Source organism: Cobetia sp. L2A1 (genome assembly GCF_009796845.1).
Taxonomy (GTDB): domain Bacteria; phylum Pseudomonadota; class Gammaproteobacteria; order Pseudomonadales; family Halomonadaceae; genus Cobetia.
In genome coordinates this window covers 4,007,376-4,028,929 of record NZ_CP047025.1, presented here as the reverse complement: position 1 = coordinate 4,028,929, position 21,554 = coordinate 4,007,376, and the positions used below count along the sequence as shown (strand labels likewise).

At 54.6% G+C, this 21,554-nt stretch carries 17 protein-coding genes and 1 tRNA gene; 10 read left to right on the top strand and 8 right to left on the bottom strand.

Annotated elements, in window-relative coordinates; translation table 11 throughout:
- Positions 1-274: 274 nt before the first annotated feature.
- A complete protein-coding gene (locus GQR90_RS17120) occupies positions 275-1,855 on the top strand; it encodes a BCCT family transporter (RefSeq protein WP_158775124.1) in 1,581 nt (526 codons plus the stop codon).
- A 135-nt stretch (positions 1,856-1,990) separates the two neighbouring features.
- Here GQR90_RS17120 and GQR90_RS17115 read toward each other — a convergent pair whose 3' ends face one another.
- Positions 1,991-2,419, bottom strand: coding sequence for an organic hydroperoxide resistance protein (locus tag GQR90_RS17115; protein WP_158775123.1), 429 nt, complete (start codon positions 2,417-2,419; stop codon positions 1,991-1,993).
- A 551-nt stretch (positions 2,420-2,970) separates the two neighbouring features.
- On the opposite strand from GQR90_RS17115, the gene GQR90_RS17110 reads away from it, so the two are divergent.
- Together GQR90_RS17110 and GQR90_RS17105 are read left to right on the top strand one after the other, a co-directional pair.
- On the top strand, positions 2,971-4,833 hold the full coding sequence (locus GQR90_RS17110) for an MrcB family domain-containing protein (protein ID WP_158775122.1): 1,863 nt from the start codon (positions 2,971-2,973) through the stop codon (positions 4,831-4,833).
- Between the two features lie 45 nt (positions 4,834-4,878).
- Positions 4,879-7,452, top strand: coding sequence for a restriction endonuclease-like protein (locus tag GQR90_RS17105; protein ID WP_158775121.1), 2,574 nt, complete (start codon positions 4,879-4,881; stop codon positions 7,450-7,452).
- Between the two features lie 92 nt (positions 7,453-7,544).
- On the opposite strand, the gene GQR90_RS17100 is transcribed toward GQR90_RS17105, so the two are convergent.
- On the bottom strand, positions 7,545-8,408 hold the full coding sequence (locus GQR90_RS17100; RefSeq protein ID WP_158775120.1) for a YicC/YloC family endoribonuclease: 864 nt from the start codon (positions 8,406-8,408) through the stop codon (positions 7,545-7,547).
- 210 nt (positions 8,409-8,618) lie between these two features.
- Between GQR90_RS17100 and rph the strand changes: the two genes are divergently transcribed.
- Complete coding sequence (rph, locus tag GQR90_RS17095; protein ID WP_158775119.1) at positions 8,619-9,365, top strand: ribonuclease PH; 747 nt, start codon at positions 8,619-8,621, stop codon at positions 9,363-9,365.
- A gap of 140 nt (positions 9,366-9,505) precedes the next feature.
- On the opposite strand, the gene GQR90_RS17090 is transcribed toward rph, so the two are convergent.
- A complete protein-coding gene (locus GQR90_RS17090; RefSeq protein ID WP_158775118.1) occupies positions 9,506-10,273 on the bottom strand; it encodes an exodeoxyribonuclease III in 768 nt (255 codons plus the stop codon).
- An 86-nt stretch (positions 10,274-10,359) separates the two neighbouring features.
- On the opposite strand from GQR90_RS17090, the gene pyrE reads away from it, so the two are divergent.
- The 4 genes from pyrE (at position 10,360) to rep (ending at position 14,448) form a co-directional block, all read left to right on the top strand.
- Positions 10,360-11,034, top strand: a complete 675-nt coding sequence (pyrE, locus tag GQR90_RS17085; RefSeq protein WP_158775117.1) for an orotate phosphoribosyltransferase — start codon at positions 10,360-10,362, stop codon at positions 11,032-11,034.
- Between the two features lie 55 nt (positions 11,035-11,089).
- The gene (locus GQR90_RS17080) at positions 11,090-11,650 is read left to right on the top strand and encodes a YfaZ family outer membrane protein (RefSeq protein ID WP_199269447.1); all 561 of its coding nucleotides are present in this window, start codon (positions 11,090-11,092) and stop codon (positions 11,648-11,650) included.
- A gap of 145 nt (positions 11,651-11,795) precedes the next feature.
- Positions 11,796-12,269, top strand: coding sequence for a tRNA (uridine(34)/cytosine(34)/5-carboxymethylaminomethyluridine(34)-2'-O)-methyltransferase TrmL (gene trmL, locus GQR90_RS17075; protein ID WP_199269446.1), 474 nt, complete (start codon positions 11,796-11,798; stop codon positions 12,267-12,269).
- Positions 12,270-12,369: 100 nt separating this feature from the next.
- Complete coding sequence (rep, locus tag GQR90_RS17070; RefSeq protein WP_158775115.1) at positions 12,370-14,448, top strand: DNA helicase Rep; 2,079 nt, start codon at positions 12,370-12,372, stop codon at positions 14,446-14,448.
- Between the two features lie 79 nt (positions 14,449-14,527).
- On the opposite strand, the gene GQR90_RS17065 is transcribed toward rep, so the two are convergent.
- On the bottom strand, positions 14,528-15,136 hold the full coding sequence (locus GQR90_RS17065) for a c-type cytochrome (protein WP_233266356.1): 609 nt from the start codon (positions 15,134-15,136) through the stop codon (positions 14,528-14,530).
- Between the two features lie 142 nt (positions 15,137-15,278).
- Between GQR90_RS17065 and GQR90_RS17060 the strand changes: the two genes are divergently transcribed.
- Both GQR90_RS17060 and GQR90_RS17055 read left to right on the top strand, forming a co-directional pair.
- A tRNA-Arg gene (locus GQR90_RS17060) sits at positions 15,279-15,355 on the top strand.
- 269 nt (positions 15,356-15,624) lie between these two features.
- Positions 15,625-17,187 (top strand): coniferyl aldehyde dehydrogenase, encoded by a 1,563-nt coding sequence (locus tag GQR90_RS17055; protein WP_199269445.1) that lies wholly within the window; start codon positions 15,625-15,627, stop codon positions 17,185-17,187.
- A 293-nt stretch (positions 17,188-17,480) separates the two neighbouring features.
- On the opposite strand, the gene rnk is transcribed toward GQR90_RS17055, so the two are convergent.
- The 4 genes from rnk to typA all read right to left on the bottom strand — a co-directional run bounded on the left by rnk (position 17,481) and on the right by typA (position 21,379).
- Positions 17,481-17,894, bottom strand: a complete 414-nt coding sequence (gene rnk / locus GQR90_RS17050) for a nucleoside diphosphate kinase regulator (RefSeq protein WP_158775114.1) — start codon at positions 17,892-17,894, stop codon at positions 17,481-17,483.
- Positions 17,895-18,048: 154 nt separating this feature from the next.
- A complete protein-coding gene (locus GQR90_RS17045) occupies positions 18,049-18,939 on the bottom strand; it encodes a WYL domain-containing protein (protein ID WP_158775113.1) in 891 nt (296 codons plus the stop codon).
- Complete coding sequence (locus GQR90_RS17040; RefSeq protein WP_158775112.1) at positions 18,936-19,103, bottom strand: hypothetical protein; 168 nt, start codon at positions 19,101-19,103, stop codon at positions 18,936-18,938. Before GQR90_RS17040 ends, GQR90_RS17045 begins: the two co-directional genes overlap by 4 nt.
- Before the next feature lie 467 nt (positions 19,104-19,570).
- Entirely contained in the window at positions 19,571-21,379 is a 1,809-nt protein-coding gene (gene typA, locus GQR90_RS17035) for a translational GTPase TypA (protein ID WP_158775111.1), read from the bottom strand.
- Positions 21,380-21,554 lie beyond the last annotated feature (175 nt).

The window sequence follows — 21,554 nt, the reverse complement described above, 5'->3', positions numbered from 1 at the left end:
AGAGTGTCGACTTCAGTCGACGCGCAGAAAACGCCGCCCTTGATGGGCGGCGTTTTCGTTATTGCACATGTCCCCGCGAGCGAGACGGTTACAGATAAGCCACGCCGCGCTATCTGCCACTAAAGTGTTACCCCATGCGGGGGAATGTAAAACAGGCGTGGGATTGCTGATACGCCGCGTTACACGCATGTAAAAACAAGCGCTTGTGTCATATTCCAGCGCTTCAAGGCTGCTAGACTGCACCGTCACTCAGATCATGCCTAGAGGCTGACTAATGACGGATACCTCCCGGACAGTATCGTCCGGTCCTGCGACACCCGAAGCATCCAACGCCGATTCTGGCCCCCTACATGGCGGTCTCGATTGGCCAGTCTTCATCATCAGTGGCGGTGTACTGGCATTGTTTGCCATTGCTGCACTCGTTGATCTCCAAGGTGTCTCGGCGCTTATTCAAGGCGCCTTCTCCTTCTCGACCCACTACTTCGGTGCCTACTGGCAAGCGCTGATGCTGGCGACATTCGTCATCGCCATCGCGCTGACCCTTGGCCGTACTGGTCGTGTGCGTTTAGGGGGATTGGCAACGCCGGACATTTCGACCTTGCGCTGGATGGCCATCATTCTATGTACGCTTCTGGCGGGTGGTGGTGTGTTCTGGGCCGCGGCGGAACCGATAGCTCACTTCATTTCCCCGCCGCCCGTGTTCGGTGCTGATGCACCGACGGGCAATGTAGATGCCGCCTATAACGCACTCGCACAGAGTTTCATGCACTGGGGCTTTCTGGCCTGGGCAATGCTCGGCAGCCTGACAGGTATTGTCTTCATGTACCTGCACTACGAGAAGGGCCTGCCGCTCAAGCCGCGCACATTGCTCTACCCGGTATTTGGTGAGCGCGTGATGCGTGGCCCTATCGGCACCTTGGTCGATTCCTGCTGTGTACTGGCAGTGGTCGCCGGTACCGTAGGGCCAATTGGCTTCCTTGGCCTGCAGGTCAGCTATGGTCTCAATGCGCTGTTTGGCATTCCCGATACCTACGCGACCCAGTTGGCATTGCTGGCGGTGCTGACCGTGATCTATACCCTGTCAGCAGTGAGCGGTGTAACGCGCGGCATTCAGATGCTGAGCAGTGCCAACGTACTGCTGGGCGGGGCGCTATTGCTGTTCATCCTCGTCATGGGGCCAACTGGCTTCCTGCTTGAAGCCTTCCCGCAGGGGCTGACGCGCTATGTCGGCAACTTCGTCTCGATGGCGGCTTTCCGTCAAAATGGTGGCTGGCTGAACAGCTGGACGCTGTTCTTCTGGGGTTGGTTCATCGGCTATGGTCCGCTGATGGCGATGTTCGTGGCGCGTATCTCGCGTGGCCGCACCCTGCGTCAGATGGTGCTGCTGATCGCGATTGTCTCGCCGCTGATTACCTGTCTGTGGTTCACCATCATCGGTGGCAGCGGGTTGGCCTTTGAGCTTGCCACGCCGGGCAGCGTTTCTGGTCCGTTCACTGGCTTCAACCTGCCCGCCGCGTTGATCGCCATCACTCAGCAGTTGCCATTCGGCTTCATCATCTCGGTGCTGTTCCTGGTGTTGACCACGCTGTTCGTGGCGACCACCGGCGACTCGATGACGTATGCCGTCTCGATGGTGATGAGCGGACACGACAATCCGCCGCGTGGCGTGCGCGTGTTCTGGAGCCTGATGATGGGGGCCATGGCCGCACTGCTGATCTCGATGGGCGATGGCGGTATCAATGCGCTGCAATCCTTCATCGTCGTCACTGCTGTACCCGTCTCGCTGATACTGCTCCCGAGCCTGTGGAATGCCCCGCGCATTGCCCATCAAATGGCCCGTGAACAAGGTGTCTAAGCAGCGTGCATCAGCGCAATGACTGCTGAGCACGCAACAAAAAACGCCGCCCCAAGGGGCGGCGTTTTTTGTGTCTCGCCATCGAGATCTGATCCAGATCGTCAGTGGCTAGATCGCCAAGGCCTGGCCTGACGATCAGACGCTGACGTTAAGCGTCACATCGATATTGCCGCGCGTTGCGTTGGAGTACGGGCAGACCTGATGCGCCTTCTCGACCAGTGCATCCGCCGCGGCCTTGTCCATGCCCGGCAGGCTGACGTCCAGCTCGACTTCGATACCGAAACCAGCCGGAATCTGGCCAATACCCACCTTGCCCGTCACTTCCAGACCTTCCGGCAGCGTCACATCATCAGTGCTGGCAACGTGCTTCATGGCACCGATGAAGCAGGCAGAGTAACCCGCCGCAAACAGCTGCTCCGGATTGGTGCCTTCACCGCCACCGCCGCCCAGTTCTTTCGGGGTGCTCAGCGTAATGTCGAGCGCACCGTCGGAAGAACGGGACTTGCCTTCACGACCACCAGTGGTAGTGGCTTCTGCACGGTACAGCACTTGTTCGATGGACATGCCTGACTCCTTGAGCATAAGGCCCTCATCTGAGGGATGAAAACAAGATGGAGCCTGTTGGGCAGAGTTTCAATTGTCGCTTGGGGAAAGGATATCTTCCACCTACAGGACTTGAGCGCGATAGCTCTGCGGATTGAGCGTCAGTTGTGGATAGAGGTCTGGATCGTCTGCACCCACTATTGGCAGGCAAGATGACCGATCAGTAAACCGCTAGTTCTCTAAAGCTCGCTTTTTGCTTATTTTCTCAAGCAGACGATGCCACTTGTGCACTGGTTGTGTATTTTCTGGGTATGGGTATAAATTTTCTCTATAATAAGCGCTTGATAATATTCTCTTATTATGTACATATGTGAAGGGTTTAGCTTGTAGGTGACTTTAGGATGTAAAATACTGAGCAAAACCAATCTTTGATTGATATACCCAGGCTACAATATGTAAAGGACACTGAAATCGTTAGTTGCTTAAGTACCATGATTTTAATGCCGTTGTTGTAACAAAAGAAAATTAAATTAATATATCAAATATTTTAAGTGTTAACGCAAGAGGTATTTATGAGTTTAAAAAAAGTCCTGTCAGAAATAGCTGGCGGCTGGGTAAAAGCTAGAAATGAGCAGTTTACTGGGCACCCTATAGCAAAATTATTGAGGCATGATTTAATTTCAGAAGTTAAAAAAGAAATAGATTGTTCAAGTGATTACTTGATGAAATCTAGTGCTGGTGCAGGAAATTGGGCTGATGTGCCATGGCTTTCGATTCTGAATCCTACAATAACTGAATCAACTCAATCGGGAGTTTACCCAGTTTATTTATTTTGTTCCGATGGCAGCGGTGTTTATTTGTCCTTGGGTTTTGGAACTACTGATCTTAAAAAAAAGTATGGGACAGTACTAGCGAAAACAAAAGCAAAAGAATTGAGGGATAATATACGTAACGCAGATTCAAGATTGCATTATTGGAATGATGAGATTGATTTGCATTCTAGCACACCATTAGGTCAATCATATGAATGGGCTTCTGCGGGAGCAAAGTTTTATCCATTAGAGAATATGCCAGACGACAGTATTATAATTTCAGATCTAGCAGACCTTTTGGCAATATATGCTGATATTAGAACGCAGGATAAAGTAATGAATATTCAAATTGTCAAAAAGGCTCAGTCTCTTCCAAAATCCTTTCTTATGCTAGCTGGTATCTCAGGCACAGGTAAAACGCGCTTTGTACGTGAACAAGCTAAATCCTCTGGTCAGTTTAATGATACCTATTGTCTTACTTCTGTAAGACCTGATTGGCATGAACCGAGTGACTTACTGGGTTATATATCACGGCTTAATGGTGACGCAAAATACATCACGACCGATGTGTTGCAGTTTATTGCTAAAGTGTGGCGTAGCATTACTGATTGTGGTTTAACTATAGAAGCACAGAATGTAGAGGGACAGGGTAAGCGCTTGGTGGTTGCAGGCAATTGTGATGCACTCGACCAAGTTTTACCTTATTGGTTGTGCTTAGATGAGATGAACCTTGCCCCAGTTGAGCAGTATTTTTCTGATTACCTGTCGGTGCTAGAAACCTGTGAATGGAATTGGGATGGCGATAGTTTTACTTATAGTAGTGATGCGTTATTAAAGCCATCGATAATCAAAGAAATAGTAGATAAAGACAAGTTACGTAGCGATTTAGGTTTTGAGGCGCCTGGATACGACGAGCTATGGCAGTTGATCTGTCAATACGGCTTAGCTATTCCATTTAACCTAATGGTGGCTGGCACGGTAAATATGGATGAAACCACTCATGGTTTCTCGCGTAAAGTGATTGACAGGGCACTAAGCTTTGATTTTGGTGCTTTTTTCCCGAATAACTATGACGAGTTTTTTGTTCCAAAAACTCGTAGTAAACGACTGAGTTATCCTATTTTATCACAAGCCAATAAAAAATATTTAGTCTCAACCTGTGATTTCGATGGTACGCAAACCGTGGCGTTTTTAACGGCCGTCAATAAAGTACTAAAGAATACACCCTTTGAATTAGCCTATCGTGCACTCAATGAATTGTTATTGGCTGTTATCAGTACTAAACCGCAAGATGAGCTGACTCTAAAATCGGTTTGGGATGACTTTATGATGTGTAAAGTACTTCCACGTATTGAGGGCGACAGCGATAAGCTCACGACTGCGAGTGGGAAAGAGATATTAACTGAGTTGAATGACGTGCTGGCTATGCAATTAATACCTATTTGGCAATCAGTTGAACAGAATGAAGTAAGCCAGCGTCCAGACCTTTACCGTGAAAAAGCGATGGTAGAAGATGGAAGTGATAATGATAAAGTACTGTATATCGTGTGTCGCTCTAAAGATAAAATAGCATGGATGAAACAGAGGTTAGCTAGCGCTACCTTCACTAGTTTCTGGCCTTAACCTTCTCGCTATAGTGATAATAATTGGAAAAAAAGGGGGTTAGATATGCCAGATTTAATACGATTACAAACACCGAATTTCGAGTTTTCAGTTTGGTCCAACGATATCAGCCAGCGTACCAAGATGTATCAATCAACAATGATGAAAATAGCTGGCCTATCGTCTATAGATTTAACTGGTGATAGTGAGGGAGGCGTAGTATTTTCAAAAGATACTGATACGACACTTACCAATTCGTCACCTGTTTATAAGTTACGCTTTTCGCCTGAAGTCGAACTTGTTGCGATCAATAGTGAGTTCAAAACGACTCTAGACATAATGGATGCCACAGAGCAAGATAGTTTTGTAACTAGTACTATTGAGCCTGAAAAATATAATGAACTGACATTGCAGTCCCCTTTGTTCTTTGAAAATACTCAATATCAGTTTGAGTGGATATTCTTCGCCTCCGTCACTTGTGCGCATTTGACGCATCGCAGTCAGAGTGTCAATGAGTCCTTTCGATTTTCAAAGCAACGAGGGCCTGTACCTGCTCGTTTAATAGGGACTATAAATACTGGTAATGATGTAGGATGGATGCGTTTACCGTTATCTTTTGAAATTGAAGGTACATCCCATACACAGCACATGGCCTTTGAAGTTCTACCTACCAAAATGGCACTTCATCAAGACTTGCCGTGCATGTATCGAGCTATTGATACAGTTTATCCACTGTGGCGTTTTAGTTTGGTTGAAAAAACCGAGCAAGATGCAGCAACAGGAAAGCAGCGTGGCCATTTTCCTTTGATGTGGCTAGCGAATTTTACTGCTTTAAGATTACGCTTTGAACAAGGTCTTAAAGTGATTTGCGCAGCACCTCATAGCCGTCTTCAATCGAAAATTGAGAATATAAAAGCAACTAAGTTAAAGGGATGTATACCACGTAAGTTGGCTGAAAAAGTTAAGCAAGATTTTGTCAATGGTCAATATGAAAAACGCTATAGGGTCGAGAAAAAGAAGCTTAGTGTTGATACACCTGAAAACCGCTTTATTAAAATGGCAGTAAATCAAAGCAAGCACCAATTAGCTAATTTTGAAGCCAAGTTACGTATCAGTAATCGGGTGCCAGAACGTCAACGTTTATCCGATCACTTTTTAGATGAGTTACATGGCTGGCAGCAACCATTACAAAAAGTACTAAACCAAAGTTTTCTAAAAGAAGTCGGTCCTTACTCTGGATTGACTCGTGAATCATTAGTGCTACAACAGAAAACTGGCTATAGTGCAATATATCGAGTCTGGCAGGAGTTGAAGTTTTATCTAGATGTATTTGGCAATCAAGCTAGTGTCTCGATGAAGTCGGTGGCAGAGATTTATGAAGTGTGGTGTTTTTTATGTTTAAAGAATATCCTGGAAGAAGATCTTGGTTTCCAGCTTGTTGATGATAAGTTAGTTAATTTATCGCAAAATAATTTTTTTGAATATCAATTAAAGGACGGGTTTGCTGGAGCATTCTGTTTCCAACGATCCGATGGCGTGACAGCCCGATTAGCTCATGAACCAAAATTCACAAAACAGGGGAAGTACATACGTGCATATCTAGTAAGCCAAGAGCCCGATATTGTATTGGAGGTTACTGTTCCGGGGGCTAGTAAATCAGGCGAAGTACAAAGATTTGTTTGGTTGTTTGATGCAAAATATCGAATTAAAAGCCACAAGGGACGTTTTGATGATGAAAGTGAGAATATTGAAAAGACTGATTATGTTCCAAATGACGCGATCAATCAGATGCATCGCTATCGCGATGCATTAATTCGTCTATCTGAATCTGATTCAGATGATGAAAACTCAAGCTCCAAAGCTCGTTATCAAGTAAGAAAAAGTCGTCCCGTTTTTGGGGCATTTGCGCTATATCCTGGTTTTTTCGATCAGGCGAAGCAAAAAAACCCTTACGCTAATGCGATTGAAGAAATTGGTATCGGAGCATTTGCATTGCTCCCTAGCCAAATCGATGGTGGTTATTGTGGGCATCAATGGTTATTAAATTTTCTGAGGATGCAAATTGGCTCTGCACCCACAGCGCATGAAGAGTCATATTCATTATCCAGTATGACAGAAAAACTCTATGTGCAAGAAGCTGCTCGTATACCTTACTCGGGAATGCAGCAAGTATTATATCCAGACCTTACAATGACGGTGGCACTAGGTGGTAAACATAGGCGGGATAATGGCTACTTCGAAGCTTTTGAGCAAGGGGTCGCACAATGGTATCACCTTCCGCAAAACACTTTCTTGGGAAAATTCAAGAAGCACGTTGTTGAGGAAATTCGTTATCTGGCCTTGGCGTCAACCTCCGACATGCAAAGCACCACTATGAAAATTGATAAAATTTGGCCGGTTAAGTGTGTAACAGTGCTGCCACGATATGCTATCAATGAAGAGCAAGCAGGTAAAATATCCAGTGTGTCTGATCTTTATTATTTGTTTGAGCTTGGGAAACCGCTTACATTACAAGTTCCTGTAACACGTGTGCCACATCGACCAATAGCTCATTCAATGAAGCTCACTACCTTGTCTCAGTTAGAGAGCGTGACAATATTTACCGATGTAGAGAAGGTTTACAAAGAGGCTATGGTGTAAGTAGAACTGGCGGATGCCATGTGCAAACTCCCTTATCCTATAAGGGAGTTTGCACATGGCATCCGCCAGTTTCTTAATACTGCTGGTCGCTATTACTCGATATTCTGAATCTGCTCACGCATCTGTTCGATCAGCACCTTGAGCTCCACGGCGCAGCGGGTAGTGTCGGCGACGACGGATTTGGAGGAGAGGGTGTTGGCTTCGCGGTTGAGTTCTTGCATCAGGAAGTCGAGGCGGCGGCCGATGGGACCCTTTTGGGTGAGCTGACGACGGACTTCGCTGACGTGGGTGGCGAGGCGGTCGAGTTCTTCGTCAACGTCGGCTTTCTGAGCCATCAGGGTCAGTTCGGCTTCAAGGCGTTGCGGGTCAAGGGTGGCACGCACTTCTTCGAGGCGGGCGAGCAAAGCGTCACGCTGACGGGTCAGAATCTCCGGCATCAGGCGGCGGACTTCGGCGACGTGGGTATCCACGCCATCGAGGCGTGCGACGATCAGCTCGGCGAGACGCTCGCCTTCGCGAGCGCGGCCTTCGATGTGCTCATCGAGGGCACGTTTGAAGAGGCTGATGGCGTCGGCCTTGATGCGCTCGAGATCCGCGCCTTCACGCACCAGCACGCCGGGATAGTCGAGCAGTGCGAGACGTGAGGGCTGCGGCGCCTCCGGACAGTACTGGCCGACTTCAGCGAGTACGCGGCTGAGTTCACCCAGGCGCTTGGCATCGACGGCGAGGCTGTCGGCACCGGCTTCGGCGTCAAAGCGCAGCGAGAGCTCGATCTTGCCGCGATTTAGTCCCTTGCGCAGGCCTTCACGGAAGCTGCTTTCCAATTCACGCAGGCTATCTGGCAGGCGGAAGTGGGGTTCGAGGTAGCGCTGATTCACCGAGCGTAGTTCCAGCGTCAGGGTGCCGTAGTCGGCGTCGTGTGTCTGGCGGCTGAAGGCGGTCATGCTATGGACCATGACATGCTCCTTGTCGGTAGAGAGAAAGGGAGGGCAAAGAGGGTGATGCGGTCGGGCATGCCGCAAGAATATGTCAGCATGCCTGCGATGATTGTCTGAATTGTACGCTCGCCGTCATGCAGCGCCCAGTCTGCGCAGCGTGGCGAGGTCGTCGCCCGTGGCTGTGGCGTGTAGACTCTGGCCTCCCGAACACTGCAACAAGGAATCCCCATGAGCGAAGCCAACGTGACCCGTCCCAGTGGCCGCACCCCGGAGCAGCCGCGCGAAATCCGTCTGACCCGTGAGTTCACTCGCCATGCCGAGGGTTCGGTACTGGTGGAGTTCGGGGATACCCGCGTGCTGTGTACCGCCTCTGTCATCCCGGGTGTGCCACGTTGGTTGCGCGGGTCTGGCAAGGGCTGGCTGACCGCCGAGTACGGCATGTTGCCGCGTGCAACGCATACCCGGAATGATCGCGAAGCGGCGCGTGGCAAGCAGGGTGGCCGTACGGTCGAGATTCAGCGTTTGATTGGTCGTGCACTGCGTGCCGCGATTGATCTCAAGAAGCTGGGCGAGTTCACCATCACCATCGATTGCGATGTGCTGCAGGCCGATGGCGGTACCCGTACTGCAGCGATCACCGGTGGCTGCGTGGCGCTGGTGGATGCGCTGCAGGGGCTGCAACGCGATCGCAAGATCACCACTGATCCGCTGGTGAGCCTGGTCAGCGCGGTATCGGTGGGTATCTACAAGGGCGTGCCTGTCACCGATCTCGACTATCCGGAAGACAGCAAGGCCGATACCGACATGAATGTCGTGATGGCCGAGGGCAAGGGATTGATCGAGGTGCAGGGCACCGCAGAAGGTGCCGCTTTCGATCGCGCCGAGCTCAACGCGTTGTTGGATCTCGCTGAGCGTACCGGCATTGAGCTGTTTGCTGCACAGCGTGCTGCGCTGGGTATGCCTGCCAGCGTCTGATCGCTTGACGGTAGTATGCCGCAACAAGAAAACGCCCCCATCGCTTGCGCGGTGGGGGCGTTTTCGTGAGTACCTGATGGCACTCCATGCGACTGGCAGGGTGGCACAAGGCCGGTAACCTCAAGGCGTGACGGTAGTGATCACAGCTCGAGGTCGTACTCGACAATGACCGGTGCGAACTCGCTAAAGGTCGCCTCGGTGTCGATCCACGCATCCTTGATATGGCGGCGCAGGTTCGGGTCGATGACCTGATAATCCAGGCGCCAGCCTTCTTGACGGGCGCGTGGCTGGTCGCTATCCAGTGCCGGCCACCAGGAGTACTGGTGCGCCTCACGGTTGACTTCGCGGAAGGCGTCAATGAAACCGATCGGGCCGAAGACCTGATCCATCCATGCACGCTCTTCCGGCTTGAAGCCCGGCGTCATCTGGTTGTCGGACCAATTGGCAAGGTCGACGGTCTTGTGGGCCACATGCCAGGTGCCGCAGATCATGTAATCACGACGCTTGCGGCGTAGCTTGCTGAGATATTCCTGATACTGCTCCATGAAGGTGCTTTTTGCGGCCGGATCACTTCCATCAGGCATCAGGAAAGAGCAGATGCTGAAGCGGTCGTAATCGGCCTGCAGGTAGCGGCCTTCGTTGTCGCATTGCTCGAAGCCCAGACCATACATGATGGCCTTGGGTATCTTGCGACAATAGAGCCCGACACCGGAGAAGCCATCTTTCTCGGCGTCGAGGAAGTAGCCTTCATATCCTTCCGGATAGAGGACATTGTCGTCGAGCTCGAAGCTCTTGGCCTTGAGGTTCTGGATGCAGACGACGTCGGCGTCCTGACTGGCAAGCCAGTCCAGGAAGCCGCGGCTGACCGCTTCTCGAATACCATTGACGTTAACTGTAGCGATTTTCATACGTAGTCCCTGGTTCGTCGCGCCTGTATGATACCCGAGCTTTAGACGATTTGGTAAATGGCTAACGAATTCAAAGGTGATATCGGATGCAGGACTACCAGCGGGAGTTCATTGAGTTTGCCATCGAGCAGGATGTGCTGCGTTTTGGCGAGTTTACGCTCAAGTCCGGACGGGTGAGCCCCTACTTCTTCAATGCTGGCCTATTCCGCTCCGGTCAGGCGTTGGCACGTCTCGGTCGTTTCTACGCGCGGGCCATCGTTGACTCGGGTCTTGAGGCGGATGTGCTGTTTGGTCCGGCCTACAAGGGCATCCCGTTGGGTGCTGTGACGGCGGTGGCGCTGGCCGATCATCATGGTCGTGATATGCCGTTTACCTTCAATCGCAAGGAAGCCAAGACTCACGGCGAAGGTGGCTCGCTGGTCGGCGCGCCACTCGAGGGTCGCGTGATGATCATTGACGATGTCATTACTGCCGGTACCGCTATTGGTGAAGTGATGGAGATAATCCATGCCGAAAGCGCCAAGGCAGCGGGTGTCGTGATCGCCCTCGACCGCCAGGAGCGTGCTCCGGATGGCCAGGGAGGCCTGAAAGCGAACAGTGCCATTCAGGAAGTGGAGGCACGTTTCTCCATGCCAGTGGTCAGTATCGTAACGCTCGACCAGGTGTTGGAGTATCTGGAGCAATACGCGCAGCAAGAACTGTCTGGGCATGCGGCTTCAATCCGCGACTACCGTGCGCAGTATGGTCTCCAGAGCGCCTGAGAGCGTTCATGATCCGCGCACTACTACCTTCCCAGTCACGTAAAGAGAGATGCACATGATACTTCACCGTAACATTCTCGGCCTTTCAGCAGCCATCATTGCCGCTAGTCTGTCTGCTCCGGCGCTGGCCGGCAACGCCGATCTCAACCTTAACAGCGAAGCGGTACAGGGCGAGCTGAACGGCGAGATCAGCAATGGCGTCCAGATCGGCGGCGGCATCCTGTCCAGCAATGACCACGATGACGTCACGGCAGGTCACGTCCAGCTGCTGGGCACCGAGCGTACCAGCGAGTATGACGTGGGCCTTGGCGCACGTTGGAGCCAGTACGACACCGAGCACGGTGACGGTGGCGGTCTGGGCCTCGGTGGCTACGGCTACTACTATCTGCCGGGCGCTCCGCGTGTCTCGCTGGGTGGCTATGGTTACGTGACACCCGATGTCGTGACCAGCAATGATCTGGAGCACAGCTACGAGTACGGCCTGCGCGCCCGTTATCAGGTCATCGACAATGTCGAAGGCTATGTCGGTTACCGCAAGGTCAAGGCTGACTTCGAGAACCGTGACGAGCGTACGCTGGATTCCGGCCCGCTGGTCGGCATGCGTCTGCAGTTCTGATCCTCGTACTGCATCATCGTTCCCTGCGAGATTACGGCGCAGTGCGGTAAGATGGCGGGCCCTTCGGGGCCCGCTTTTTCGTTGTCGCGGCGCATGATTTCTGCCCGCTTACGCCCTGTCTTCGCTTTCCGCTGCGAGTCTGCTCATGCTCGATATCGTGCTCTATCAGCCCGAGATTCCGCCCAATACCGGCAATATCATCCGGCTGTGTGCCAATACCGGCTATCGCCTGCATCTGATCGAGCCATTGGGTTTCGAGCTGGATGACAAGCGCCTGCGTCGTGCCGGACTGGATTATCATGAGTGGGCACGCGTGCAGCGGCATGCCAGTCTCGATGAGTTCATGACAACGGTGAAGCCCGCACGACTCTTCGCGCTCTCGACGCGTGGACGTACCGCACCGCACGAGGCCAGCTTCCAGACCGGTGATGCGCTGGTCTTCGGCCCCGAGACGCGCGGCCTGCCGCAAGCGCTGCTCGACAGCCTGCCGCGCGAGCAAGTGTTGCGCTTGCCGATGCTGGCTGACAGCCGCAGCATGAATCTGTCGAATGCCGTTGCCGTCGTGGTCTACGAGAGCTGGCGTCAGCTCGACTTCGCCGGTGCCGTCCAGCTCGACTGAGCTGTCTTTATCGGTCGACTCGTATTGATCGACGCGTACCAATCGCTTTCGCTGCACCTTTTGCTGCTTCGTTCTTTTCCTCGCCCCGCAGGACACCGTGATGACCGAGATCCGTGATCGCCTCGCCAAGCTCAACCCTCGCCAGCAGGAAGCCGTGCGCGCCATTGACGGCCCTTGTCTGGTGTTGGCCGGTGCCGGTTCTGGCAAGACCAGTGTGATCACGACCAAGATCGCCTATCTGGTGCAGGAATGTGGCATGAAGGCGCGCAACATCGCCGCCGTGACCTTCACCAACAAGGCGGCGCGCGAGATGAAGGAGCGAGTCGGCAAGATGCTCAAAGGTCGTGAAGGCCACGGCTTGATTGTCTCGACCTTCCACACCCTCGGCCTGACCATCATTCGCAGTGAGCTGAAGACACTGGGCTACAAGCCGGGCTTCTCACTGTTTGATACCGATGATGCCAAGGTGTTGATCAAGGAGCTGATGCACAAGGAGGCTGACACTGACGCCGAGCAGATCAACGCGGTGCAGAGTCAGATTTCCACCTGGAAGAATGACCTGATCCTGCCTGGTGCCGCGCTGTCCTACGCGGAAGATGAAGATGCCCAATACGCCGCGGTGATCTACGAGGCCTACAACCGTCACCTCAAGGCCTACAACGCGGTGGATTTCGATGACCTCATCCTGTTGCCGGTAGTGGTGTTCCGTGATCATCCTGAAGCCCTGGCACGCTGGCAGCGGCGCATCCACTACATGCTGGTCGATGAGTACCAGGACACCAACATCAGTCAGTATCTGCTGGTGAAGATGCTGATGCAGGACCGTCAGACCTTCACCGTCGTAGGCGACGATGATCAGTCGATCTACGCCTGGCGCGGGGCGCGACCGGAGAATCTGGTCACGCTGGGTGAGGATTTTCCGCGTTTGAATCTGATCAAGCTGGAGCAGAACTATCGCTCCACCGGCATCATCCTGCGCGCGGCCAACACCCTGATCGCCAATAATCCGCACGTCTACGAGAAGACGCTGTGGTCGCAGATGGGTGATGGCGATCCGATTCGTATCATCATGAATCGCAATGAAGAGGCCGAGGCCGAGCGTGTCGCAGGCGAGATTCTGACCCGCCGCATCAAGGAGAGCGCTGCGTGGCGTGATTTCGCGGTGCTCTATCGCGGTAACTTTCAGGCACGCCTGCTGGAGCTGAAGCTGCAGCACTACCAGATTCCTTACAAGCTCTCCGGCGGCACCTCCTTCTTCGGCCGCAATGAGATCAAGGACGCGATGGCGTATCTGCGGCTGTTGATCAATCCGGCCGATGACAACGCCTTCTTGCGTATCGTCAACGTACCGCGGCGTGAGGTTGGGCCTGGCACACTTGAGAAGCTGGCCAACTACGCTACGGGTCGCGAAATCTCGCTGTCCGCCGCCTGTAGCGAAATGGGACTACGTGAGCAACTGAGTGAGCGTGCGTTGGACCGTCTCGGTCGCTTCACTCACACGCTGGATCGGGTGCGTCGCGACATGGAGTCCGGTCAGTCGATCAGTGCCATCCGTGAGCTGTTCCGTGAAGTCGATTACGAAGGCTGGCTGTATCAGAACGCGAGTGCACCCAAGATCGCCGAGCGGCGCATGGCCAACGTGTGGATCCTGATCGATCAGCTGGAGAAGTCGATCAGCGGCAAGCCGCAGGATGTGGAAGCGCTGGAAGGGGGCGAGGATATGGTCAGCGACACCGAGACGGGCGATGTGGCCGCGGCCATCTCACGGCTGGTGCTGCGTGACATCCTGGAGCAACAAGCTGAGGAAGACGACTCGGACCGCGTGCAGCTGCTGACGCTACATGCCTCCAAGGGGCTGGAGTTCCCGCATGTCTACGTGATGGGGCTGGAGGAAGATCTGCTACCGCACCGTAACGCCATCGAGCTGGAAACGGTGGAGGAGGAGCGACGTCTCGCCTATGTCGGCATTACCCGTGCCCGCCGCACGCTGGTGCTGACGCTGGCGCGCCAGCGCAAGACCTACGGCGAGATGATGGATTGCGTGCCGAGCCGCTTCCTTGAGGAGTTGCCGCAGGAAGACCTCGAGTGGGAAGGGCGTGCCGACAAGCCGCAGGATCAAGAGAAGAAAGTCGCCCGTGGTCGTGATGCGATCGCAGGCCTGCGCTCATTGTTGGGCTAGGCCCGTGCGCTTTTCGGCACTGCCCGAGTATCGCCAAGAAGCCGACAGTCAGGGGCGGAAGGGTTAGCAGACGGAAGGTTTAGCGGGCCGAATCGACCAGGTAATCGACGGCAGCTTTCACCTCATCATCTGACAGCGCGGGATTACCGCCCTTGGCAGGCATGGCATTGAAGCCTTCGATGGCGTGGGTGTAGAGCGTATCGGTGCCCTTGGTCAGTCGTGCTGCCCAGTCGGCGGCTTCGCCAAGGCGCGGCGCACCCGCGGCGCCTGTGGTATGGCATGCCATGCAGATGCCGCCATAGACCTTCTCGCCATCGATCTTTTGCGCATCGGTACCGTTGGTGGCGGTATCATCTGCCGGTTGTTGTTGTGCTGCCACGCCCTGAGCACTGCTCCCGGATGCTTTGTCGCTGGCGCACGCCTCTCCTGTCAAACACAGCTCGCCTACCGGACGGATGCGCTCAGTGATGGCCTCACGTGAGTTATCGGCCGCCAGGCTGCTCGCACTGAAGGTCGCACTGAACATGCCAACCAGCAGAGCACCGCTCGCACACAGGCCAAACTTCACTGCGGTGCGCGCCGTGGTCGATGATCGAGCGGTAGCTGATGAGGGAAGGTGGTCCATCGATTGCGTGGTGTCAGTGGTCCGCGTGATCACGGCAGACGACACAAGTGGGCGAAAACGCATGGCAGGCACCTTCTGAGCAGTGTATCGAGCCAGTATAGCGCTATGCCTTGCCTCGGCAACTCTGTTGCTGTCGTGACATCTCGACAACGTAGAATCAAGGCGTTACCATAAGCGCGCCTGACTGGCAGCAGTCATGGTATGCGCGCCCATAGCTCAGCTGGATAGAGTACTGCCCTCCGAAGGCAGTGGTCGCAGGTTCGAATCCTGCTGGGCGCGCCAGACGAATTTTGAGGCATGACCTTTCACGATCATGTCACGCGCAAGAAGCCCCCACACCTCACGGTGTGGGGGCTTCTTGCGTTGGGGATGCAGCAAGCCATCCCGAGTGCGCAAGAAGCACTTTCTTTGACGAAATCAAACGAGTGTTCTAAAACTGAGGGCTATTACACCACCACGTATCGGCGCCGTATCACTTGCCGCTCTATTGGCCACCTCGCCTGCGCCGGTCCTACTTGCTGATTTCTGCGCTGAATTCACTGGATATACCCATGTCGCACGATGCTACTGCTACGTCATCTGATGCTTCTGCTCTGCCACCTTCCTCGCCGCTCGATGCGTTCGAGACTGACACTCCTTCTTCTTCTGGGGAGGGGGAAAAGACTCGAATGCAGCGGCTGTTAGTTGATCAGCGCGCGACCTTTGCCATCGCTCCCATGCCAAGCGCTGAGGTGCGTCGTGGCTGGTTGGCCGGGCTACGTGATGCGCTAAAAAGCCATGAAGCGGCACTGATTACCGCCATCAGCGCTGACTTTGGTCACCGTAGCGCCCATGAGACGCGGCTGGCAGAAATGGTGCCGACCTTCGAGGGCATCCGCCATGCACGCCGCCACCTCAAGGGCTGGATGAAGCCATCAATACGTCATGTCAGCGCGGCCTTCCAGCCGGCCAGTGCACGCGTGGTGTACCAGCCGCTGGGCGTGGTCGGGATCATCGTGCCGTGGAATTATCCACTGTATCTGGCACTGGGTCCGCTGATTACTGCCTTGAGTGCCGGTAACCGCGTCATGATCAAGATGAGCGAGTTCACCCCCGCCACGGCTGAAGCCTTGCGCGTGATGCTGGCGGAGGCCTTTGACGAGATGCAGGTGGCAGTGGTGACCGGTGAGGCCGACGTGGCGGCTGCCTTCTCCGCCTTGCCCTTCGATCACCTGCTGTTCACGGGCAGCACGGCAGTGGGTAAGCATGTGATGCGTGCCGCGGCTGATAATCTCACGCCAGTGACGCTGGAGCTGGGGGGCAAGTCGCCCGTCATCATGTCGCGTGCGCTGATGGCTGATGAGGCACAGCGCCGAGAGGCCGCGTCACGACTGGCATTCGGCAAGGGCATGAATGCGGGCCAGACCTGCGTTGCGCCGGACTACGTGCTGTGTGCTGAGGACCAGGTTGCAGACTTGGTGCAGGCGCTGGGGGCTAGCTTCCAACGCTTCTATCCATGTTTCGCGGACACGCTGGACTACTCGCGCATCATCAATCAGCGCCAGTACGATCGCTTGAGCGAGGTGCTCAGCGACGCACTGGCGAAGGGTGCGACGGTGACGCCGTTGGTCGAGGGGCCGAGCTGGAATGATCCCGTATTGGTTGAGAAGCGCCTGATGCCGCCGCTGGCGTTGCTCAATGTCACGGATGAGATGCAGGTGATGCAGGATGAGATCTTCGGGCCGCTGCTGCCGATTGTGGGTCTGCCGGCGGCGGCAGACGAGCTGGCCGCCGCGATGGCCTACGTCAATGTTCGCCCGCGCCCGCTGGCGCTTTATTACTTCGGGCATGACAAGGCAGGGCAGCAGCGGGTGATGGAAGGGACCCATGCGGGGGGCATGTGCCTCAATGACACCTTGCTACATGTGGCACAGGACGACATGCCGTTTGGCGGCATCGGCCCGTCAGGGATGGGCCATTACCATGGTCATGAAGGTTTTCTGACGCTGAGCAAGGCCAAGGGCGTATTCGCCAAGGGCCGCCTGAATGGTGCGAAGCTGATGTACCCGCCCTATGCAGAAGGTGTGGCGGGGCGCGCCATTCATGGTTTGATCCGACGTTTGTTGATGCGGTAGTGCTGTCGATTCTGATCGTGCCATTGTGCAGGCTTTCTGCCTGCTCCTTCTGCCCCATCAGTCCAAGCCGCCGCGGCTGTCAGCCATTCCGAGCGGCTCGTGCTGTCAATGGAGAAGGGCTAGCGCGTCGCTGACGCGCTGTCCGCCGGGTTGGCATGGAATGATGCGAGGGGGGGCACTCCGCTGGCTGTAGCGTGCTTAGTGAACCGCTGAGGCGATTCTGTCAGCATGCTGCCGTGTCATGAGTGGCCATTGCTATCGGCGTCAATATCCATGGCGCTCACATGCGGGCATCAGCGATGCAGGTCGCCAGCACTTTCTGGCTGGTAGAGCAGGGCATCAATTCTTACCTGTCGTTGGCTACCGTCCGGTAGTGACCACTCGATATGACTGCCGACCTTGAGACCCAACAGCGCCGCCCCAAGCGGTGCCAGCACCGATAAGCCATCTTCCTGACTCGCTAGCGCATGTGGGTAGACCAGTGTGCGCACCAGGGCTTGCTGACGGGTCAGATCAGTGAACTCTACGCGGCTGTTCATGCTGACGATATCTGCAGGGATTTCATTGGGCTCGACGATCTCGCCGCGCTCCAGCTCGTCTTCCAGCAGCTCCGCCACATGGCGGTCGGCGGCGGGGGCGCGATCAATCAGGCGCTGAAGGCGTTCGGCGTCAAGGCGATTGATGATGATACCGGGGAGTGTAGCCATGAGACCTCCTGTCAGTGATGGCACCCAGTGGCTTATCTCAGCGCATGGTGGGGGCCAAAAAAACAGTCCTCCACCTGCAAGAGGTGAAGGACTGTGTGCAGAAGTCATCATATAAACTTCAGTCATCGCTGGATAGTGCTGGGGTGCATTATGTTCAGGCGCTGGAGTTCACGAATAACCAGTCGGTTATCTCGTCACGATTGAGGACTACCAGCTGCTGGGCGCGGGGAGATTCGTCCAGATAATCCGGGTTGATACCCAGTTCGCGCAGCACGTACTGCACGAGTGCGCCGCGGGTTGGCAAATGCAACTCGCCATCGACCATGCCGTGGTCCTGTTCGATCAGCCCGCGCTCATCCGGCGACAGGCGCGAGTCTGCGCCAAGCCGCAAGGTAACGTGAGTTTCCCAGTCATCATCGAATTCACGCTTGCTGCCATCCAGTGCTTCGCCAAAGAGTTCTGGCACTGCGCGGAATCGAGACAGCACGAAGTCACGAAAAGCTCGGTGCTTTTCGCAGAACGCACGTACGTGCCAACGCCCCGCGGCATAGACCAGTGTATGTGGGCACAGGATGCGCTCTTCGCCCTGTGGTGAGTTGAGCGATGCATAGGTCACTTCCAGACGTGCACCCTGGCTGGCGGCCTCGATCAGTGTTCTCACTACCGGCGGACTTGCACTGCGTGAGGGCAAGCGAAGGGCTTCGGTATTCGCCTGGCCCAGCCCGAGCCCTGTGAAGTGCGGATTCAGATTGTCATGGTTACCGAGCAGCTGGAGGTATTCATCAACCTCACCTCGAGTCAGCTGAGGATGAAAATTTGCCGAGGGGCGATAGCCCTTGATGACCGGATCGTACTGAAGGTTATGCTCGGCGATAGTCTCGCGATAGGTCTTCATCACACGGGACGCCTGTTGCCGAGCAATACCGAACGCATTGCCAAGATGACGTGATGTGACACGGCCTTCCCACAACGCGATGATCTCGATCAGGCGATAGCGAGCTAGCGTATCCCACGGCAGGGTTTCCAGACGTTCCTTGATGCTCATTGCTGAATCCTTTCATACGGGTCTTCTGGAGCGAGTTTGTGCCGCACCGCATGAAGATTATTCTGCAATGTCGACATATCTCTAACGCTCACGATGTTCGGAAAGATGCCCCAGGTCCGGGTTTCTTGTCGCGGATGAAGTTCTGTTGACTGCTGGTCATCCATGAAAAATCTCCGGCAAAAGATACCTGTTCAGATGCGCTGACCCTAGTCGATGCTCATGGATGTCTCACTATCGCGTCGTCAGAACGCGACGCAGCATCAAACAGCGATGCTTTTTCCACTATAGGCATCGAAAAATTGCGCGACTGCACCGTATGACGAAAGCATGTTGTGATCAGCTATCGGCTGTTATGGGCAGTTCTTTGCTGTTCGTGAGAGAAATAGCTATATGCGCAACAGTAATAAGTCTTATATAGCCTCCATTTAAGGGGTTAGGGCAGGACAGGCCAAGGAAAATGCCAAAGACGCCTTATTCTGCCGGCCTTAATAGCGACGCACTTTCTGCAATGATATGCGTGAATGTCAGAAAACCAGTCCTGTAGAAATGCAAAAGACCCGCCCGAAGGCAGGTCTTTTGCATTTCTATATTTCAGCTCCTGTCATGCTGACAGGAGCTGAAAGCAGCCAATTTATTTGGCAGCGCGCTTACGCTCATTTTCTTTGAGGTGCTTCTTGCGGATACGGATGTGTACCGGCGTGACTTCTACCAGCTCATCGGTATCCAGGAACTCGATAGCCTGTTCCAGAGTGAAGCGAATCGGCGGCGTCAGAACGATGTTCTCGTCGTTACCGGTGGAACGCATGTTATCCAGCTTCTTGGCCTTGGTCGGGTTGACGACCAGGTCATTGGCGCGGTTATTGATACCCACCAGCATGCCTTCATAGACTTCGGTGCCGTGACCGAGAATCAGTTTGCCGCGTTCCTGCAGAGTGAACAGCGCATAGGACAATGCCTTGCCTGTCACCATGGAGACCATCACGCCGTTACGACGCTCGACGGCTGCACCCAGCTTCAGGTCACCGTAGTGATCGAAGCGGCTGGTCAGGATACCGGTACCGGACGTCATGGTCAGGAACTGACCACGGAAGCCGATCAGACCGCGCGACGGAATCATGAAGTCCAGACGCACACGACCCTTGCCATCCGGGTTCATGTTGGTCATCTCGCCCTTGCGATAGCCAAGCTCTTCCATGATGGAGCCTTGATGCTGCTCTTCACAGTCGATGGTGACTTCTTCGTAAGGTTCCTGCTTCTTGCCGTCGACTTCCTTGATGATGACTTCCGGACGGCCTACGGCCAGTTCGAAGCCTTCACGGCGCATGGATTCGATCAGGACGGAGAGGTGAAGCTCGCCACGACCGGAAACCACGAATTTCTCCGGAGTCTCGCCTTCTTCAACACGCAGGGCGACGTTGTGGATCAGTTCCTGCTCGAGACGCTCACGGATGTTGCGGCTGGTGACGTACTTGCCATCCTGACCGGCGAACGGAGAGTCATTGACCTGGAAGGTCATGGAGACGGTCGGTTCGTCGACGGTCAGCGGCGGCAGCGCTTCGATGGCAGCGTTGTCACAGATGGTGTCGGAGATCGCGAGGTTCTCGATACCGGTGATGCAGACGATATCGCCGGCAGTCGCCTTGTCGGTCTGTACGCGATCCAGACCCATGTGCGTCATGACCTGGCCGATCTTGCCCTTGCGGGTAGCGCCTTCCTTGGTGATGACGGAAACCTGCTGACCCGGGCTGACAGAGCCGCGCTTGATGCGACCCAGACCGATGACGCCAACATAGCTGTTGTAGTCCAGTGCGGAGATCTGCATCTGGAACGGGCCGTTCAGTTCGACCTTCGGCGGCTCGACGATGTCGACGATAGCCTGGAACATCGGGTCCATGCTGTCTTGCAGGTCTTCCGGGTCCATACCCGCAATGCCGTTGAGGGCAGAGCAGTAGATGATCGGGAAGTCGAGCTGCTCGTCAGTCGCGCCGAGGTTGTCGAACAGATCGAAGATCTGGTCAACGACCCAGTCAGGACGTGAGCCCGGACGGTCGACCTTGTTGACGACGACGATCGGCTTCAGACCCTGGGCAAATGCCTTCTGGGTCACGAAGCGTGTCTGCGGCATCGGGCCATCGACGGCATCGACCAGCAGCAGCACGGAATCCACCATGGACATCACGCGCTCGACTTCGCCACCGAAGTCAGCGTGCCCAGGGGTATCCACGATGTTGATGTGGTAGTCGTTCCATTGGATCGCGGTATTCTTTGCCAGAATGGTGATGCCGCGTTCTTTTTCCTGGTCGTTGGAATCCATGATGCGTTCCTGACCCTCGGCCTTGCGGTCCAGGGTGCCAGACTGACTCAGGAGCTTGTCGACCAATGTAGTCTTACCATGGTCAACGTGGGCGATGATGGCTATGTTGCGAAGTTTCTCGATCACGACGGGAACCTGTGCGGAAAATGGGCGCTCGCGTACCGGGCGCTTGTGATTTGGGGCGCATTATAGGGGGCATGGCATGCCTCCTGCCAGCATCCCGAATTCGCAAGCCCTGCTTATAGACGTCATTGAATGGCTTGAGGCGGCCAAATGGTTGTCTCTCAAGTCTTTTCCTTTC

Excerpts from the sequence above, each read along its gene's own strand:
- GQR90_RS17120 (WP_158775124.1), top strand. The coding sequence starts at position 275 with ATGACGGATACCTCCCGGACAGTATCGTCCGGTCCTGCGACACCCGAA.
- GQR90_RS17115 (WP_158775123.1), bottom strand. The coding sequence starts at position 2,419 with ATGTCCATCGAACAAGTGCTGTACCGTGCAGAAGCCACTACCACTGGT.
- GQR90_RS17110 (WP_158775122.1), top strand. The coding sequence starts at position 2,971 with ATGAGTTTAAAAAAAGTCCTGTCAGAAATAGCTGGCGGCTGGGTAAAA.
- GQR90_RS17105 (WP_158775121.1), top strand. The coding sequence starts at position 4,879 with ATGCCAGATTTAATACGATTACAAACACCGAATTTCGAGTTTTCAGTT.
- GQR90_RS17100 (WP_158775120.1), bottom strand. The coding sequence starts at position 8,408 with ATGGTCCATAGCATGACCGCCTTCAGCCGCCAGACACACGACGCCGAC.
- rph (WP_158775119.1), top strand. The coding sequence starts at position 8,619 with ATGAGCGAAGCCAACGTGACCCGTCCCAGTGGCCGCACCCCGGAGCAG.
- GQR90_RS17090 (WP_158775118.1), bottom strand. The coding sequence starts at position 10,273 with ATGAAAATCGCTACAGTTAACGTCAATGGTATTCGAGAAGCGGTCAGC.
- pyrE (WP_158775117.1), top strand. The coding sequence starts at position 10,360 with ATGCAGGACTACCAGCGGGAGTTCATTGAGTTTGCCATCGAGCAGGAT.
- GQR90_RS17080 (WP_199269447.1), top strand. The coding sequence starts at position 11,090 with ATGATACTTCACCGTAACATTCTCGGCCTTTCAGCAGCCATCATTGCC.
- trmL (WP_199269446.1), top strand. The coding sequence starts at position 11,796 with ATGCTCGATATCGTGCTCTATCAGCCCGAGATTCCGCCCAATACCGGC.
- rep (WP_158775115.1), top strand. The coding sequence starts at position 12,370 with ATGACCGAGATCCGTGATCGCCTCGCCAAGCTCAACCCTCGCCAGCAG.
- GQR90_RS17065 (WP_233266356.1), bottom strand. The coding sequence starts at position 15,136 with ATGCGTTTTCGCCCACTTGTGTCGTCTGCCGTGATCACGCGGACCACT.
- GQR90_RS17055 (WP_199269445.1), top strand. The coding sequence starts at position 15,625 with ATGTCGCACGATGCTACTGCTACGTCATCTGATGCTTCTGCTCTGCCA.
- rnk (WP_158775114.1), bottom strand. The coding sequence starts at position 17,894 with ATGGCTACACTCCCCGGTATCATCATCAATCGCCTTGACGCCGAACGC.
- GQR90_RS17045 (WP_158775113.1), bottom strand. The coding sequence starts at position 18,939 with ATGAGCATCAAGGAACGTCTGGAAACCCTGCCGTGGGATACGCTAGCT.
- GQR90_RS17040 (WP_158775112.1), bottom strand. The coding sequence starts at position 19,103 with ATGGATGACCAGCAGTCAACAGAACTTCATCCGCGACAAGAAACCCGG.